Below are 596 nucleotides of genomic sequence, written 5' to 3' on the forward strand. Positions count from 1 at the left end.
GTGGTTCATCACAGTGATTTTGACGTTTTGATACCGAGCCATTCGAGGATCGGCAAGTTTTCGGGTGGCAGGAGAATCTCGATGCTTCGGGGAACGCCGGGCTGACGGCGAATGAAGCCGTTTCGTTCGAGGGTGACGATCATTTGGTGGACTGACGGCGGGCTGACGCGGAAATGGCGCTGAATGTCGGCTTCGGCTGGCGGCTGTCCGAACATGTACGAATAGGTATGGATGAAAGCGAGGTAGTGCCCCTGCTTCTCGGTTAAGCGCGCGCCTGATTTTTGACTCATGGATCGATTCGTCCCGGCCTCCGACAAGGAGGCAAAGCATGAATGTACGTTATCGGGTCGAATTGAGCCAAGCCGAGCGCGACGAACTGACGGCGATGCTCGGCGGCGGCAAGCACGCCGCCCGCAAGCTCAAGCGGGCGCAGATTTTGCTGGCGGCCGATAGGGGCCGCAGCGACGAGGAGATTGCTCGGACCGTGAGTGTCAGCCGTTCCACCGTCAGCCGGACCAAGCGCCGCTTCGTAGAAGGCAATCTGGAGCGGGCCTTGAGCGAGGAGCCGCGTCCGGGCGCAGAGCGCAAGCTGACCG

2 protein-coding genes are annotated in these 596 nt (G+C 60.7%); one reads left to right on the top strand and one right to left on the bottom strand.

Annotated elements, in window-relative coordinates:
• Positions 1 to 8: 8 nt before the first annotated feature.
• On the bottom strand, positions 9 to 290 hold the full coding sequence (locus tag ACZIRK_RS45400) for a LexA family protein (RefSeq protein WP_283039996.1): 282 nt from the start codon (positions 288 to 290) through the stop codon (positions 9 to 11).
• Between the two features lie 38 nt (positions 291 to 328).
• On the opposite strand from ACZIRK_RS45400, the gene ACZIRK_RS45405 reads away from it, so the two are divergent.
• Positions 329 to 596 (top strand): helix-turn-helix domain-containing protein (locus ACZIRK_RS45405; protein ID WP_474419868.1); only part of this gene is annotated, 268 nt, incomplete at its 3' end.

Source organism: Bradyrhizobium sp. Leo114 (assembly GCF_055229415.2).